This is a genomic window from Brevundimonas kwangchunensis (assembly GCF_039523815.1).
In the GTDB taxonomy this organism is placed as follows: Bacteria; Pseudomonadota; Alphaproteobacteria; order Caulobacterales; family Caulobacteraceae; genus Brevundimonas; species Brevundimonas kwangchunensis.
On record NZ_BAAAGA010000002.1, the window covers coordinates 177,118 to 192,692 of the forward strand.

Genomic DNA, 15,575 nt, shown 5'->3' on the forward strand with positions numbered 1-15,575 from the left:
AGTGAGAAAGACCCTTATCGCAGGCGGCCTCGCCGCCGTGGCCCTGACCGTCGCCGCCGGCGCGGCGGCCGCCCAGCAGGCTCCGTCGCAGGAGCGCCCCGTCCGCGCCGCCCGTGGCGACACGGACAATGACGGCCGCATCAGTCGCGCCGAATTCGTGGACGCCCGCGTGGCCCGCCTGACGACGGCCGACGCCAATCGCGACGGCTCCGTCTCCCGCGAGGAAATGCAGGCCGTCCGTCAGGCGCACCGCGCCCAGCGCGCCGATGCCCGCTTCGCCAAGCTGGACGCCAATGGCGACGGCTCGATCAGCCGCGCGGAGTTCGACGCCCCCCGCGAGGCTCGCGGCGAGCGTGGTCCGCAGCGGATGCGCGGCGAACGGGGCCATCGTGGCCCTCGCGCCCAGCACGCGGGCATGCGTCGTGGTGCTGACCGCGGCCCGATCGTGATCGCCGACGCCCGCAGCCGCGCCGAACAAGCCTTCGCCCGACTGGACGCGAACAACGACGGCTTCGTCACCGCCGAGGAGCGCGCCTCGGCTCGCACCGCCATGCGTGAACAGCGCCGCGAGCGGATGGCCGAACGTCGGGCGGCCAGAACCGCACAACAGGCGTCGCCTCAGGCCCCGGCTTCGGAGTAAGGGAATGTCGGGGACGACGGTCATTCTCGATCGGCCAGTCCTTCTGCTCAGAGGGACGAGGACCGGATTGGCGCTGACCGCCGACCCCGACGAGGATCTGGTGCGCCGCGTGGGTCAGGGCGACCCCGCGGCCATTCAGGCCATGGTCGCACGCAAGCTGCCGCGCATGCTGGCGCTGGCGCAGCGGATGCTGGGCGATCCGGTCGAGGCCGAGGACGTGGCCCAGGACGCCTTGCTGCGCGCCTGGAAGCAGGCTCCGGGCTGGACCCCTGGCAAGGCCAAGTTCGACACTTGGCTGCACCGGGTCGGTCTGAACCTTTGCTACGACCGCCTGCGCAAGAGGCGCGAGGTCGTGACCGACGCAGTGCCCGAGCGCCCGGATGAGAGCGCTGCGCCGGATCGAGGACTTCTGGCGGCCGATGTCGGCGTGCGCGTGGATGCGGCGTTGGCGCGGTTGCCCGATCGCCAGCGCGAGGCCATCGTGCTGTGCCACTATCAGGAGCTGACCAATATCGAGGCAGCGGCCTTGATGTCGGTCAGTGTCGAAGCACTGGAAAGCCTGTTGTCGCGTGGACGGCGGGCCTTGAGGCAGGCGCTGGCCGACATGCGGCCGGGCGCCGAAGGAGCGTAGAGTGATGACGGCAGAACGGTTCCTCGCCCTCGTCGCCGCCTATGGGGCGGATGCACGGCGTTGGCCCGACAGCGAGCGGGAGGCTGCCCGCGCCTTCGCGCTGGCCCAACCCGAGGTCGCGCAGGACGCACTGGCCGAGGCCGATGCGGTCGACGACCTGCTGTTCGCCTCGCGCAATCCGCAGCCGTCGATGGCCCTGCGCGACCGCGTCATTGCTTCGGCGACCGAGGCAGGTCTGAAGGCGCGCCGTCATGGCGGCCGCTGGATGGCGAAGCTGGCCCTCGCGTTCGGCGCGGGCGGCGTGGCCGTGACCGCGGCCGGCGTGATGGCCGGCGTGCTGCTGACGTCCCACCTGACCGCCGACGCCCGCGCCGACGCCGTCCTGTATCAGGCCTCGCTGTTCGGCGTGGATGATGTGGAGGTTCTGGGTTGAGCGCGCGCGCCCTCAAGATCGCTCTTGCCGCCTCTGTGGCCCTGAACCTGTTCGCCATAGCGGCCGGGGTGACCACGGTCGTGGCCCAGGCGCGCGAGGAGCAACGGATCGAGGCTCAGCAGCGCGTGCCGCGCGACCGTGCGCCGTTCCATGCCGTGATGACGCGTCTCGACCCCGAGGTACGTCAGCGGGTCAAATCGACGTTGAAGGCCTCGGCGCTCGCCGCCCGGCCGGATTTCGACGAGGCCCGAGCCAAGCGCCGCGAGGCGGTCGCCTTGGCCGCCAGCGACGGGTTCGACGCCGCGCGCATCACAACCCTGCTGAACGAGTCTCGTGCCGCCGAACTGCGGGGACGTTCGCGGCTGGAAGCAGATGCGGTTCAACTGCTCGGCACGCTCGAGCCGGCGGATCGCGCTGCGGTGTCCGATATCCTGAATCGCCGGGGCCGCAACGGCGCCCGCGATCCGCGCCCTGCGCAGCCGCAGGCGGAAAGAGCGAACTAGGCCGCGCGGGCCTGAGCCTCGGCGTCGGCCGGGGCCGACGCGACGGCTGGCTTGCGGATCGGAAGGTCGAAGCTGACGGTCGTGCCGCGACCCGGCTCGCTCTCCATCTTCAGCTCGCCGCCGTGCAACTCAATCAGCGACTTGGTCAGCGCCAGGCCCAGACCGGTGCCTTGGGTCGTCTTCGAGTGCTGGCCCTCGACCTGCTCGAACGGGCGGGCCAGACGGACCAGATCCTCGGGCGCGATGCCGATGCCGGTGTCAGTCACGGCCACGCGGACCCGATAGTCGTCCAGTTGCGATAGGGCGACGACGATCTCGCCGCCCTCCGGCGTGAACTTCACGGCGTTGGAGATCAGGTTCAGAACAACCTGCTTCAGCCCGCGATGGTCGGCCTCGATGTCCGGCAGATCCGGCGCGTCGACCAGAAGGCTCAGGCCGGCCTCGTCGATCTTGCCGCGCATCAGGCGGGCCGCGTCGTCGACGATCTCCTTCACCGACACGGTCTCGTAGTGCAGCGTCAGCTTGCCGGCCTCGATCTTGGCCATGTCGAGGATGTCGTTGATCAGGCTCAGCAGGTGCTGGCCCGACTTCAGGATGTCGCCCGCATAGCCCTTGTATTTCTGGTCGCCCAGCGGCCCGAACATCTCGCCAGCCATGATTTCCGAGAAGCCGTTGATGGCATTCAGCGGGGTGCGCAGCTCGTGGCTCATGTTGGCGAGGAACTCGGACTTGGCCTGGTTGGCGGCCTCGGCGCGGGTCATGGCGACCTCGTATTTGCGCGCCAGCAGGGACAGCTTCTCCTCGCGGTCCTCCAGCTCGGTGATGGTCGCATGCAGGCGCTCCACCGCGCGCTGACGCTCGGCTTCCTTCTGCTTGATCGCGGTGATGTCCGCCGCCGTGACCACTGAACCGCCGTCCGAGGTGAAGCGCTCGATCAGTTGCAGCCAGCGGCCGTCATGCAGTTCGACCTCCCGCGCGCCGGCCCGGCCGCCCGCTGCCGGATGCTCCGACTTGATGGCCAGCGCGGCGATGCGGTTCAGGTCCTGTTTGAACGCGCCCTTGCGGATTACGCCGTCCTCGAAGCCGAAGGCGTCCTGGAAGGCCTGGTTCGACAGGATCAGACGCCCGCCGCGATCGAACAGGACGAAGGCGTCGGACACGCTCTCGATGCCGTCACGCAGACGCCCCTCGGCGGACTGGGCTTGGGCCTTCGCGCGTCGGGCCTCGGTGGTGTCCAGCGCGACGCCGAGAATGGAGCTGTAGCCTTCCTCGCCGCGCTCGCCCCGCGCCTGACCCCGGGCGTCGATCCAGCGGGCGCGTCCGTTCTCGTCCGGCACGGCGAAGCTGACCTCGAAGGCGCCGTAGGTCTGCGCCTGACGCAGGGCATGCTGGACGGCGTCGCGGTAGCGCGGATGGATCCGTTTCATCACGGCCTCTTCCGAGACCGGCCCGCTGTGTTCCAGACCCATGAGCCGGGCCATGTAGTCGGAGATGGTGACCTGACCGGTGTCCGTATCCCAGTCCCAGACCCCGCATTGGGCGGCCTCGACGGCGCCCCGGAAGCGCCGTTCGGACGCCGCCCATTCCCTGCTGATCCCCACCTGCCGACGCTGCATCAGCAATACGAGGATCAGGGTGAACAGGCCAATGCCGATCGGCGGACCGAGCACCCATAGGTCGGAGGCGAGCGTATTCGATGCCGGGCCCGTGGCCCCGCGCGCGACCAGCATCACATGGGCGGTGATCGCCAGCGCCAGCGCGAGGATGGAGATGCGCAGCCACGCAGGCGCGCCCCGCTGACGATCAGCGGCCCTTCGCCCTTGGGTTATGCGGCGCTCTTCACCGCGCAAGGCGATCTCCCGGACGATTCGACGACGATCACAGGAATCTAGGCTGCGTCGCGGATTCGTGTCGAGAAGGGCTTAACCCCTCATCAACGCTTTCAGGCGGCGTGAGTCACAGGAGTCGCACTTGGGCCCGCTTCGAGAGCCGGCGACGCCAGAACGCTGGTGATGGTTTTCAGCACGGTGCGGGCCTCGCGGGCCATGGCGACCATCTCGGGGGGCGCATCGTCCGGAGCCTCGTCGACGCTGGCGACCATGCGCTCGGCGATGGCCATCAGGCGGGGCGCGGCGGCGATCAGGCGCGCCTGAAACTCGATCTGTTCGGGATCGCGGTCGTATTCGGCCCCAGGCACGCGCCAGCCGCCCCAGTCCGCCTTGTCGGTGACCACAACGGGGTAGGTGCCGGGGAAGGGATGGTGCGGCGTATCCTCGGCCGTCTGCCACTTGTTCCGGGCGCGCATCAGGCGCCACTGCTGGCCCGCCTCGGCGGCCCGGTCCTCGACCGGGGCCAGCAGTTCGTGGGCAAGGAATTCGCGGCCAAGTCCGACGTCATAGGTGACGCGAACCGGCTCCTCGAAGCCCTTGGCCCAGACGGGCTGGACCTTCTCGATCTGGGCCCATGCGCCGACGCATTCGACCCAGACCTTCTGGCCCTTCTGGAACTGCGCGCGCGCCATGACCCACTCCTCAAACCCCGACACAATGCCGATGGCGGGTGAACAGCGGGTTTGGCGAAACGGTTAACGCAACGATCAGGCGCGGGAGATGCCTTCCAGCGCCTCGCCGGCGTACTTCTCTTTCACCCGCGTCGACAGGTCGCCCAGCGATACCACGCCCACCAGCCGATCGTTCTTGTCCAGCACCGGCAGGCGGCGGATCTGGCGGCTGCTCATGGTGTCCAGAACGGTCTTCAGGTCATCGTCGGCGCGGGCGACGTGCGGATCGCGGGTGATGAACTCGACGACCGGCGAGGTCGCCGCGGCGCCGCCTGCAATCGCCCGCACGACGACGTCGCGATCGGTGATCGTGCCGATCAGGGTGTCGCCGTCCGCCACGGGCATGAAGCCGAAATCGCCGGCCTGCATGCGGCGGGCGACGTCCTGCAGGCTGTCGCCCGGCCGGGCCACCTGCACATCCTTGCTCATCAGATCGCGAACTTTCATCGGTGGTCTCCTTGAACGGTTGCACACAGAACCCGCGCGACCGGGCGGCGGTTCCGCTTCCCCGCCGCCCGAGGGAGGGCTAGACGAGGCGGCTGACGAGGGAGCGCAAACCATGGCCGCAGCGAACGAGGCGAAGACCATTCTGGACCGTCTGGGCGTGCCCGCAGCGGCCTGGGGCGAGGGGCTCCCGACCCGCTCCCCGATCGACGGCTCGCTCGGCGCCCCGGTCCGCGAGACAGGGGACATCGAGAGCGTCATTGCCCGCTCGGCCACGGCTTTCGCCGCGTGGAAACGCCTGCCGGCGCCGCGTCGTGGAGAACTGGTCCGCCTGTTCGGCGAGGAGCTCCGCGCCGCCAAGAACGATCTCGCCGCCCTGGTCACGCTCGAGGCCGGCAAGGTCACGTCCGAGGGGCTCGGCGAGGTTCAGGAGATGATCGACATCTGCGACTTCGCCGTCGGTCTGTCGCGTCAGCTCTACGGCCTGACGCTGGCCAGCGAACGTCCCGGCCACCACATGCGCGAGACGTGGCAGCCGCTGGGCCCGGTGTTGGTCATCTCGGCCTTCAACTTCCCGGTCGCGGTCTGGGCGTGGAACGCCTGTCTGGCCTTGGTCTGCGGCGATCCGGTGATCTGGAAGCCGTCCGAGAAGACGCCGATGACCGCGCTGGCGACGCAGGCGATCTTCGAGCGCGCCCTGACCCGCTTCGGCGATGCGCCGGATGGCCTGTCGCAGGTCGTCATCGGTGGCCGCGAGGCTGGCGAGACGCTGGCCGCCGACGCGCGCATCCCGCTGGTCTCCGCCACCGGCTCGACCCGGATGGGCCGCGAGGTCGCGCAGACTGTCGCCGCCCGCCTCGGCCGCTCGCTGCTCGAGCTTGGCGGCAACAATGCGATGATCGTGGCGCCGTCGGCCGATCTCGATCTGGCCGTCCGCGCCGTCGCCTTCTCGGCCGTCGGCACCGCGGGCCAGCGCTGCACCACCCTGCGTCGCCTGTTCGTGCACCAGTCCGTGGCCGGGCAGTTCGCCGAACGCCTGACGAAGGCCTACGACAGCCTCCCTGTCGGCGATCCGCGTGAGCCCGGCGTGCTGGTCGGTCCGCTGATCGACGAGGCGGCCTATGACGCCTTCCGCGCCTCGGTGGATCAGGGCGCCAAGGAAGGTGTCCTGATCGTCGGCGGCGAGCGGCTGGATCGGCCGGGCGTCTATGTGAAGCCGGCCCTGATCGGCATGGGAACGGCGGGCCAGACCGATCTGGTGAAGCACGAAACCTTCGCCCCGATCCTCTACATGTTCGCCTACGAGAACTTCGACGAGGCGATCGAGATGCAGAACGCCGTGCCTCAGGGCCTGTCGTCCTGCGTCTTCACCGACAGCGTCCGCGAGGCCGAGCAATTCCTGTCGGCCTGGGGCTCGGACTGCGGCATCGCCAACGTCAACATCGGCCCATCGGGCGCCGAGATCGGCGGCGCGTTCGGCGGCGAGAAAGACACCGGCGGCGGCCGCGAATCCGGTTCGGACGCCTGGAAGGCCTACATGCGCCGCCAGACCCAGACCGTGAACTTCAGCCGCGACCTGCCTCTGGCCCAAGGCGTGAAGTTCGATGTCTAGGCGAGAGGGATTAGGGGTTAGGGATTAGGGATTACCGGCGGCGGCATCCTGTTCGCCGACAGAGATCCGGGCCTTGGCAACCCAATCCCTAATCCCTAGCCCCTAATCCCTACTGCGCGTATCCACCCGCGCCACCACCGACAGGCCGGGGCGAAGGCGGTCCAGCCCTTCCTGCCCCGGATCCAGCGCGATCCGGACGGGCACGCGCTGGGCCACCTTGGTGAAGTTGCCGGTGGCGTTGTCCGGGCGGATGACGCTGAACTCCGAGCCCGTGGCCGGGGCGATCTGCTCGACCCGGCCGGTCAACACCTGACCGCCCAGCGCGTCGACCGACAGCTCGGCCGGCTGACCGACGCGGATGTCGCCCAGCTGGTTTTCCTTGTAGTTGGCGGTCACCCAGATGCGGTCCGGCACCAGCGCCATCAGCTGCGCGCCCACGGCCACCTGCTGGCCCTGCCGCACGCTGATCTCGCCCAGCCGTCCGTCGCGCGGGGCGACGATCCGGGTGTTCGACAGATCGATCTCGGCCAGATGCACGGCGGCGCGCGCGTTCTCGACAGCGGCTTCCAGCGAGCCGCGGCTCACAACGGCCGAGGTGACGCCCGTCTCCGCAATGCCTTCCGAGGCCCGAGCGGCCGCCAGCTGCGCCTGCGCGGCCTGCAGGGCGGTGCGGGTCACATCGACCTGGGCCTGAGCCACCCAGCCGCCCTCGAACAGGCGACGCGAGCGGTCGTAATCGGCCTGCGCCTTCGTCACGCCCGCCTGCGCGCCGGCGATGCTGGCGCGGGTTTGTGCGACCGAGCCGCGGGCCGAGGTCTGGCTCTGCGCCGAATTGGCCAGCGCGGCCTCGGCGGCGTGCAGCTGCGCCCGCGCCTGCTCCAGCCGCTGGCGATAGATGCGGTCGTCGATGGTCGCCAGAACCTGCCCCTGCCGGACGGTCTGGAAGTCCTGCACCTCGACGGCGGTGACATAGCCGGTCACCTGCGGGGCGATCACCGTCACCTGCCCGCGCACATAGGCGTTGTCCGTGTGCTGGACGCCCGAGGTGAACGGCGGCAGACGCCAGGCCCACAGCACCAGCAACACGCCGACCACGGCGGTCAGGCCCAGCAGCACCGAGATCAGCACGCGCTTGCGCGGCGGCCCGGCCGGCTGGGCGGGGGCGGGGGCGGGCTGCGCCGGAGCGGAAGGCGGAGGAGCGGGGGAGGCGGCGGTGTCGGTCATGTCAGTCGATGGCGGATGCGGCAGCCGCGACATCTGCGGAAGCCTGTTTGCGGGCGGCCCGGCGGGTCTCGAAGCGGGGGCGAAGGTCATTCAGCGTCACCCAGACGCAGCCGATGGCGGCGAACACGGCGATCAGCAGGAAGACGTCGTTGTAGGCCAGCACATGGGCCTGCTGGCTGATCTGCTGCTGCAGCATATGCTGGCCCTGCGCCGTCCTCTGCGCCGGATCGCCGATCACGCGGGCATAGGCGCCGGACAGCTGCTGCAGGCGCAGCACCACATCCGGGTCGCCGAGGTTCACGCTCTCGCTCAGCTGGCTGGAGTGAAACTTCTCGCGCACGGTCTGGATCGTGCCGACGATGGCCGAGCCGAGAAGGCCGCCGACGTTCTGGCCGATGCCGAACACGACGATGAAGCTGACCATGTTCTGCGCGCCCTTCTGCAGGACCTGCACGATGCCGGTCATCATCGCCGGCCCGATGAAGAAGGCGGCGGCGAAGGCCAGCAGGATCTGGCTGAAGTACAGCTGCGCCGGACGGGTCAGGACGGTCGAGTGTGCATCCATGAAGGCCCCGACCGCGATCAGCCCCAAGGCGATGGCGATGGGCTTGTAGAGCTTGGCCGGGTTCATCGTGAACGCGCTGACCAGCGAGCCGGCGATGGTCGCGATCAGGATCAGCCAGAACAGGCCGTGCATCTGGTCCGGGCCGAGGCCCATCTGGGTCATCAGCCCGACCGCGCCATAGGTCTGTTCCGACAGGACGATGCGGATGCCGACGATGATCAGGGCCAGCCTCAGGATGTCCGGGCCGGTGATCCAGCGCAGATTGATCAGCGGCGTCTCGCGGTTGAACTCCACGATCAGCGCGGCGGTCAGCAGCACGATCGAGCCGATCAGCGCCCAGCCGACCCACGCCGCCTCGGTCCACCAGACGATCCGGCCCAGGCCCAGCACCGCGCACAGCAGAGCCATGCCCGGCGCGAACAGGGCGAAGGTTATGAAGTCCAGCCTGTCGAAGACGCGCATCTTCTCCGACGGCGGCAGGCGCAGGGCCAGAACGGCCGCCAGCGAAATCAGGGACAGACCCAGCTCGAAGACGTGGAAGCCGCGCCACTCGGACAACTCGACCAGATGGTTCGAGAAGATGCGCACGGCCGGGATGGCCAGGCTGGACGCGCCGATGGCGAGCACGAGGCCCTTCAGCCGGTGTGCCGCGGGGAAGGCCTGGATGGTGTAGAGGAAGCCCAGCGTGGTCAGCGCCGCCGAGGCCATGCCGGCGAAGGCGCGCACGATCAGGGTCGATTGATAATCCTCGAAGAACAGCGCCCCGACGCCGATCAGGACATAGGCCGTCAGGAAGATCTGCGCGAACAGCCGCAGGCCGTACTGCATCCGGAACTTGATCAGCAGCAGGTTCATGCAGGCGTTCGTCATCACGAACACCACCGGCAGCCAGGCCGCCTCGGTCAGGGACACGCCCAGCGCCCCGGCCAGCTGCTGGGTATTGGCCGTCACCATCGCCGCCCCGATGCCGCCCGTGGCGGTGACCAGCATGCCGACCGCGCCATAGGCGAGGCGGTAGGGCAGGCTGTGATCGGGCGTGGCGGGCGATCCGGGCAGCATCGGCCGCTCGTGCGGCTTCAGCGTCTCGACGTATTGCGCCCACGGCAGATGGAAGTTGCTGCGGCTCATGCCGCCCCTCCCGGCGACCTGCGGACAGCGTCCAGTACGAACTCCAGCGTGCGACGGGCGATCGCGTTCCGTTCGGCCGGTGTAGCGTTGTGCAGGCCGGCGCCCAGCATGGCGGCCAGCACCCGGATGTCCGAACCTTGCAGGTCCGCGCGCACTGTCCCGGCGGCCTGCGAGACTTTCAGCGCCGGCGCGGCCGCCTTGACCATCGCGGCCCGCAGCGGCGTCAGGATGTCGGGCGAGGGCGCGGCACGCACGACTCCGCCCAAGGCGGTGTTGCGCACCAGCCGTTCGGACAGGTCGACGATGAAGTCCAGGAAGGCGTCCGGCGCGGTCGGCGCCGCATAGCGCTCGCCCAGATCGGCAACGTCATCCAGCAGCACGGCCAGCGCGATCTCGGTCCGGCCGGGGAAGTTTCGATACAGGGTCGCCCTTCCGACGCCCGCCCGCTCGGCGATCCGGTCCAGCGGCGCGTCGATGCCCTCTTCCGCGAATACCTCCCGCGCCGCACGCAGCAGAGCCGAGCGGCGGTCGGCAGCGTCTTTTCGCAGGGGGCGATCCATGATCGCGCCTAAGTGGACACTGGTGTCCACTTCTTCAAGGGGCGTGGTCCGAACTATTTACAGCGCGTCATCCAGCGCCGCCGCGAGGTCGCCCTTACCGACGACCTCCACGCACTCCAGACCCAGCCAGCCGGCCATGCGTTTCAGCTCCGCCGCCAGCCGTTCGGGCGTTTGGGCTGTCGCATCCGGTTCGCGCCAGGCGGCCTGAACGCGTAGGATTCCAGCCTTCCGGTCGGATTTCAGATCCACCCGCGCCGTGACCGCCTCATCCTCGAGGAAGGGCAGGACGTAGTAGCCATGCAGCCGCTTGTGCTCGGGCGTGTAGATTTCCAGCCGCACCTTCACGTCGAACAGCCGCTCCGTCCGGTCGCGGGTCCAGATCAGGTTGTCGAACGGCGACAGCAGGGCGGCGTGGGCCACCTTGCGCGGCGTCTTTGCGCCTGGCGCCAGCCAGGCGAGATTCTTCCACCCCTTCACGCGTACCGGTGTCAGCTCTCCGGCTTCCACAAGTTCCGCCACCCGCGCGCGGTTGTCGGCCAACGGCAGGCGGAACCAGTCGCGCAGATCCGCCTCGGTCGCTATGCCCTGCGTCCGGGCGGCGATGCGCACCAGCTCGCGCTGGGCGTCCGCCTCGTTCGGTGTGGGCAGGTCGATGATCCGGTCGGGCAGGGCGCGCTCGGTCAGATCATAGACGCGCTCGAAGCCGTTGCGGGTCTTCGTGGTGATCAGGCCCGCCCAGAACAGCCACTCCAGCGCCCGCTTGCCGTCCGACCACTCCCACCAGCCCGGTTTGCCGCGCGGCCCCTCGGCGAAGTCGCCGCCGGTGACCGGGCCTCGCCGTTCGATCTCGGCCAGAACATTGTCGATGTAGTCACGCCGCTCGCGTCCGAACCGCGCCAGCCCGGTCCACATCGCCCCCTCGCGCGCCCGCGCCATCCGCCAGCGGAACAGCGGCTGCAGCTCCAGCGGCATCATCGAGGCCTCGTGGCCCCAGTATTCGAACAGGCTCCGCCGCGGGCCCCACGCCTCGGCCTCCAGAGCCTCTCGCGGATAGTCGCCCAGCCGCGAGAAGGCGGGCAGGTAGTGGGTGCGGGTGACGACGTTGACGCTGTCGATCTGGATCACGCCCAGCCGTCGCGCCACGTCGCGGAAATGCTTCCGGTCGGGGCTGGCGGGCGGCGTTCTGCCGAAGCCTTGTGCGGCCAGGGCAATGCGACGGGCGGTCTTGAGGCTGATTGTGTCGGTCACCGGCCGAGCCTAGCGCGACCTCGCTCCGGAACGCGACAGCAGGAACGGCGCGACGACCGAAATGCGCGAAGAAGCCCTCTCCGGTCGGGAGAGGGCTTCGACGGTTCAGACCTGCAGGATCAGGGCGTCATCCGCGGCGGCAGGCTTTCGGCCCGGCGCACCATCTGGGTGAATTCCGCGCGCTCGCCGTAGGGATCGGACCCGCGCGCGCCCTGCGCCTGCTCGAGGATGGCGTTCCAGCCGTAGTCGGCCGGCAGCCACGGATCGCCGCGCAGCTTCTGCCCGAAGGCGGCGACCGCGATGGCCCAGCGGGTGCCTTCCGGGGGAACCGCCGACGCCGATCCGCCCGCCCGGTTGGCCAGCACGTGCTGCATCAGGCGGGACTCACGCTCGCCCGGCAACTTGTAGCGAACCTGCACAAAGCCGATCTCGCCCGACGGGTCGCCCCCGCCCACGCCGATCCGGTTCTGCTCGTAGCGGCGCTCGGCGACCTGCGTCGGCCCGCCGACGGGGGTGATCTCGTACAGCGCCGTCACCGATGCGCCCGAGCCGACCTCGCCCGCATCCACCTGATCGTTGTTGAAATCCTCCTCGTTCAGCAGCCGGGTTTCGTAGCCGATCAACCGGTACTCGCTGACCCGCGCCGGATTGAACTCGACCTGGATCTTCACGTCGTCGGCGATCGGGAAGGCGCCCCGGTCGAACTGCGGGCCGAACAGCCGGCGCGCCTCGTTCAGATCGTCGACATAGGCCGCCGTGCCGTTGCCGGCCTGGGCGATCGCCTGCATCCGTTCATCCTGATAGTTGCCCCGGCCGAAGCCATAGACGGACAGATAGATGCCGGTCTCGCGCTTGCCGGCGACATAGTCCTCCAGCCGCTGGTTGTTGGTCTGGCCGACGTTGAAGTCGCCGTCGGTGAACATCAGGATCCGGTTCACCCGGTCGCGGGCGAAGTTCACCTGCGCCTGATCGTAGGCGTTGGTCATGCCCGTCGCACCGGCCGTGCCGCCCGAGGCGTACAGGCTGGCCACGGCGCAGCGCAGCTTCAGCTTCTGCGTCCCCGGCGTCGGGGCCAGCGTCGTGCCCGCGCCCTCGGCGTAGTAGGTGACGGCGACATGGTCCTGCGGCCGCAGCCGGTCGATGATCAGGTTCATCGCCTGCTGCGCCAGCGCCAGCTTGTCCGGATTGTTCATCGAGCCGGACACATCGACCAGGAAGGTCAGGTTCAATGGCCGGCGCTCGCCCTCGGGCAGCTCATAGCCCTGCAGGCCGATGTGCACGATCTGCCGGCCCGGCGACCACGGTGAGGCGCTGACGGTGGTCATCAGGGCGAACGGCTCGTTCGCCGAGCGCGGCCGGTCGTAGCCATAGTCGAAATAGTTGATCAGCTCCTCGACCCGCACGGCGTCCTGCGGCGGAGCGCGGCCCTCGTCCACAAAGCGGCGGACGTTCGAATAGCTGGCCGTGTCCACGTCGATGGAGAAGGTCGAGACCGGCTCGTTGGCGACGCGCTTCACCGGGTTCGGCGTCGCGTCGGGATAGCGCTCGGTGTCCGGCGTCGGCCGCACGATCGGTCCGCCCGGCGGCACATAGGCGGGCCGCATCGGCGAGGGCGGCGCGACGTTCCGCTGACCTGTGATCCGCGTGCCGCTCACCACAACTTCGCCTGCGCTCGCGGGACGTGGGGGAGGCGGCGGCGGCGGAGGAGGCGGAGGCGGAGGCGGAGGGGGTGGAGGCGCCATCGGCGCAGGTGGAGGCGGCGGTCCGGCCTCGACCCGCTCGCTCTTCATCGTCGGCCCGATCGGCCGCGGCGCGATGACAGGCGGCGGCGTCGGCGTCAGCCGATACCGTGCTTGCGGCAGGGTGAAGCCATACTCGCGGCAGGCGGCGACGGTAGGCTGCCCGTCGACGACCCGCTCGGGTCGGCCTTGCGATGCGTGGGGCAGGGGCGGCGACGCCCCCATCGTCGTCGTCGCGGCCAGCAAGGCGGCGACGGCGGTCTTCAGCGGGCGGGACGTCATGGCGGAACCCTCTCGATGGCGATGCACGCATGAGGCGACAGGGCTGCGGGCGAAACTGTGGCGGTCCGGTCTGACGAAGCCTGACAGCTTCAGGGTGGCGCATTGCCGCAACGATCCCCACTATGTGCGCAAGCGGACAGGGGAACGGCGACATGGCGGATGCAGCGACGGCAGGAGTGGGGCTCGGCCATGTGGCGGCCCTTCTGGCGGCCGGCGTCGTCGCCGTGCCGATCTTCCGCCGGTTCCAGCTCGGCTCGGTGCTCGGCTATCTCGCCGCCGGCCTGCTGATCGGTCCCTTCGGTCTGGCCCTGTTCCGCGAGCCCGCGACGATCCTGCACATTGCCGAGTTCGGCGTGGTCATCTTCCTGTTCATCATCGGGCTGGAGATGAGACCCACGCGATTGTGGAGCCTCAGGAAGGAAATCTTCGGCCTCGGCGCGGTGCAGGTGTTCGGCGCAGGCCTGTTGCTGACCTTCACCGGCATGGCGGCCGGCCTTTCGGTGCCCGTGGCCTTTGTCGTAGCAATGGGCTTCGTGCTCAGCTCCACCGCCGTCATCATGCAGATGCTGGATGAGCGGGGCGAGATGGGAACGCCGCGCGGTTCGCGGGCCATCTCCATCCTGCTGCTTGAAGACCTCGCCATCGTGCCGCTGCTGGCGGTCGTGGCGGTGATGGCATCGCTGATGGGGCTGGCGGGCGAGGCCGCTCCGCCGCTCTGGCGCACGCTCGGTCTGGCCATCGGCGCCGTCGCCGTCGTCTTCCTGGCCGGTAAATTCCTTATGAACCCGGTCTTCCGCATCCTCGCCCGCTATGGCGGTCGCGAGGTGATGACGGCCGCCGCCCTTCTGGTCGTCGTCGGCGCGGCTTGGCTGATGGATCTGGGCGGTCTGTCGATGGCCATGGGCGCCTTCCTGGCCGGCGTGCTGCTGTCGGAGTCCACCTTCAGGCACCAGCTCGAGGCGGACGTGGAGCCCTTCCGCGCCATTCTGCTGGGCCTGTTCTTCCTCAGCGTCGGCATGTCGCTGGATCTGTCTGTGGTCCTGGCCGACTGGCGCATGGTCGTCGGCGGCGTGATCGCCTTCATGGCGGTGAAGGCCGTCGCCATCTACGGCGTCGCCCGCATCTTCAAGGCGTCCGAACGCGAGGCCGTGGAGCGCGCCGTCCTGTTCGCCCAGGGCGGGGAGTTCGCCTTCGTCCTGTACGGTGCGGCCCTCGCCGCGGGCGTCTTCGATCCGCGCATCGCCGCGACCGCCAGCGCCATCGTCATCCTGTCGATGATGCTGACGCCGCTGACCGTGATCATCGTCGGCCGCCTGATGCCGGCCGAGACCCTCGACCCGACCAGCGCCGAGGGCGTCGACAAGGCGAAGAACCTGCGCGAGCGCGTCCTGATCATCGGCTTCGGCCGCTTCGCCCAGGTCGTCGCCCAGCCGCTGCTGTTGCGCGACGTCGACGTCTCGATCATCGACAACGATGTCGAGATGATCCAGGCCGCCGGCAATTTCGGCTTCAAGGTCTACTACGGCGACGGCAGCCGGCTGGACGTGCTGCGCGCCTCCGGCGCCGAACACGCCGAGACCATCCTCGTCTGCGTGGACAAGCCGGAGGTCGCCGACCGCATCGTCGAGGTAGCCCGCGAGGCCTTCCCGCTGACCAAGCTGTTCGTCCGCGCCTACGACCGCGGCCACGCGATCCGTCTGGTTCAGGCCGGGGTCGAGTATCAGCTGCGCGAGACCTTCGAGAGCGCGATCACCTTCGGCCATCAGGTCCTGATCGACCTGGGCTTCAGCCACGAGGAAGCCGAGGAGACCATCGCCGACGTCCGCCGTCGCGACGAGGAGCGGCTCGCCATCCAGATGGTCGAGGGCATCACCGCGGGCCGTTCGCTGATGCGCGGCAACATCCGTACCACCAAGCCGGAGCCTTACATCAAGCCCCGCCGCGAGGGTCAGGCGCTCAACGAGGAGGCTGCCGACGCGCTGGACAACGAGGAAGAACGCGAAAAG

The 15,575-nt window shown here is 69.3% G+C and carries 14 protein-coding genes; 6 read left to right on the forward strand and 8 right to left on the reverse strand.

Going from position 1 to position 15,575, the window contains the following annotated elements; translation table 11 throughout:
• Position 1 precedes the first annotated feature (1 nt).
• The 4 genes from ABDZ95_RS05770 to ABDZ95_RS05785 all read left to right on the forward strand — a co-directional run bounded on the left by ABDZ95_RS05770 (position 2) and on the right by ABDZ95_RS05785 (position 2,207).
• On the forward strand, positions 2-640 hold the full coding sequence (locus ABDZ95_RS05770) for an EF-hand domain-containing protein (protein ID WP_343791610.1): 639 nt from the start codon (positions 2-4) through the stop codon (positions 638-640).
• 67 nt (positions 641-707) lie between these two features.
• A complete protein-coding gene (locus ABDZ95_RS05775) occupies positions 708-1,271 on the forward strand; it encodes an RNA polymerase sigma factor (protein WP_343791612.1) in 564 nt (187 codons plus the stop codon).
• A gap of 4 nt (positions 1,272-1,275) precedes the next feature.
• Positions 1,276-1,704 (forward strand): hypothetical protein, encoded by a 429-nt coding sequence (locus tag ABDZ95_RS05780; protein ID WP_343791614.1) that lies wholly within the window; start codon positions 1,276-1,278, stop codon positions 1,702-1,704.
• Entirely contained in the window at positions 1,701-2,207 is a 507-nt protein-coding gene (locus ABDZ95_RS05785; RefSeq protein WP_343791616.1) for a periplasmic heavy metal sensor, read from the forward strand. Before ABDZ95_RS05780 ends, ABDZ95_RS05785 begins: the two co-directional genes overlap by 4 nt.
• Here ABDZ95_RS05785 and ABDZ95_RS05790 read toward each other — a convergent pair.
• The 3 genes from ABDZ95_RS05790 to ABDZ95_RS05800 form a co-directional block, all read right to left on the reverse strand.
• Positions 2,204-4,057, reverse strand: coding sequence for a PAS domain-containing sensor histidine kinase (locus ABDZ95_RS05790; protein WP_343791618.1), 1,854 nt, complete (start codon positions 4,055-4,057; stop codon positions 2,204-2,206). The two genes, ABDZ95_RS05785 and ABDZ95_RS05790, sit on opposite strands and share 4 nt — an antisense overlap.
• Before the next feature lie 92 nt (positions 4,058-4,149).
• Entirely contained in the window at positions 4,150-4,728 is a 579-nt protein-coding gene (locus ABDZ95_RS05795) for a hypothetical protein (protein WP_343791620.1), read from the reverse strand.
• A 75-nt stretch (positions 4,729-4,803) separates the two neighbouring features.
• Positions 4,804-5,214 (reverse strand): CBS domain-containing protein, encoded by a 411-nt coding sequence (locus tag ABDZ95_RS05800; protein ID WP_343791622.1) that lies wholly within the window; start codon positions 5,212-5,214, stop codon positions 4,804-4,806.
• A 112-nt stretch (positions 5,215-5,326) separates the two neighbouring features.
• On the opposite strand from ABDZ95_RS05800, the gene amaB reads away from it, so the two are divergent.
• Positions 5,327-6,823: an L-piperidine-6-carboxylate dehydrogenase gene (amaB, locus tag ABDZ95_RS05805; RefSeq protein WP_343791624.1), complete on the forward strand. Its 1,497-nt coding sequence runs from the start codon at positions 5,327-5,329 to the stop codon at positions 6,821-6,823.
• Between the two features lie 102 nt (positions 6,824-6,925).
• Here the strand turns inward: amaB and ABDZ95_RS05810 are convergent, their stop codons facing one another.
• The 5 genes from ABDZ95_RS05810 to ABDZ95_RS05830 all read right to left on the reverse strand — a co-directional run bounded on the left by ABDZ95_RS05810 (position 6,926) and on the right by ABDZ95_RS05830 (position 13,569).
• Positions 6,926-8,047 carry an HlyD family secretion protein gene (locus tag ABDZ95_RS05810; protein ID WP_343791626.1) on the reverse strand — a complete coding sequence of 374 codons (1,122 nt, stop codon included), beginning with the start codon at positions 8,045-8,047 and terminating at the stop codon, positions 6,926-6,928.
• A 1-nt stretch (position 8,048) separates the two neighbouring features.
• Entirely contained in the window at positions 8,049-9,740 is a 1,692-nt protein-coding gene (locus ABDZ95_RS05815) for an MFS transporter (RefSeq protein ID WP_343791628.1), read from the reverse strand.
• Positions 9,737-10,300 (reverse strand): TetR/AcrR family transcriptional regulator, encoded by a 564-nt coding sequence (locus tag ABDZ95_RS05820; RefSeq protein WP_343791630.1) that lies wholly within the window; start codon positions 10,298-10,300, stop codon positions 9,737-9,739. The genes ABDZ95_RS05815 and ABDZ95_RS05820 overlap by 4 nt, the downstream gene beginning before the upstream one ends.
• A gap of 57 nt (positions 10,301-10,357) precedes the next feature.
• Positions 10,358-11,548 carry a winged helix-turn-helix domain-containing protein gene (locus ABDZ95_RS05825; protein ID WP_343791632.1) on the reverse strand — a complete coding sequence of 397 codons (1,191 nt, stop codon included), beginning with the start codon at positions 11,546-11,548 and terminating at the stop codon, positions 10,358-10,360.
• Positions 11,549-11,667: 119 nt separating this feature from the next.
• Positions 11,668-13,569: a vWA domain-containing protein gene (locus tag ABDZ95_RS05830; protein WP_343791634.1), complete on the reverse strand. Its 1,902-nt coding sequence runs from the start codon at positions 13,567-13,569 to the stop codon at positions 11,668-11,670.
• Positions 13,570-13,721: 152 nt separating this feature from the next.
• Between ABDZ95_RS05830 and ABDZ95_RS05835 the strand changes: the two genes are divergently transcribed.
• Positions 13,722-15,575, forward strand: a 1,854-nt coding sequence (locus ABDZ95_RS05835; protein WP_343791636.1) for a monovalent cation:proton antiporter-2 (CPA2) family protein, incomplete at its 3' end; no start/stop codon positions are given.